This is a genomic window from Vibrio sp. 1580 (assembly GCF_033340055.1).
Genome location: NZ_JAWOVT010000391.1, coordinates 1 through 631, shown reverse-complemented (window position 1 = coordinate 631; position 631 = coordinate 1). Strand labels below are relative to the sequence as shown.

Annotated in this window: 1 protein-coding gene; it reads left to right on the top strand. The window is 46.8% G+C overall.

Annotated elements, in window-relative coordinates:
* Positions 1-165 precede the first annotated feature (165 nt).
* The coding region (locus R7093_RS26200; RefSeq protein ID WP_318147147.1) for an FAD-dependent oxidoreductase at positions 166-631 on the top strand (466 nt) is incomplete at its 3' end.

Here is a 631-nt window from a genome sequence, read left to right as displayed (position 1 = left end):
CTCCTTTTTTGTACTTTTCGGTTCTTTAAAATCGCACGTCACTTTGCCGCGTGGCGTCATTTTTTCTTACGTGCAGCGATAGTTTTTCTTGCTCGTTGAAACTGCGCATCGTTTGTACAGTGAGCTTCTCGAAAACAAGTTCATGAATGACACGAAGGAAAAACAATGGCACACCTATCTTACTGGTTTAAGCAAGCGCTTGAACTTGAACAGCCTCAACCAGCTAAGCCACTGAATGAAGATATCGACGCTGATGTCGCGATTATTGGCGGTGGTTACACCGGACTTTGGACCGCCATTATGATCAAACAGCAAGCACCGAAAAAGCATGTTGTTGTGATAGAAAAGGGTCTGTGCGGCAGTGGCGCGTCTGGAGCGAATGGTGGTTGCATGCTGACTTGGTCGACAAAGTTTCCGACCTTAAAACGTTTGTTTGGTGAAGCTCAGGCTGCTTGGTTAGTCAAAGAGTCCGAACAAGCCGTGCTTGAAATTGACGCGTTTTGTAAACAGCACCATATTGATGCTCAGTTGTCACTTAAAGGCGTGTATTACACGGCAACAAATCACGCGCAAGCGGGCTGCATGCAACCTGTCGTCGATGAGCTTTCACGTTTAGGCGTCAATAGTTGGC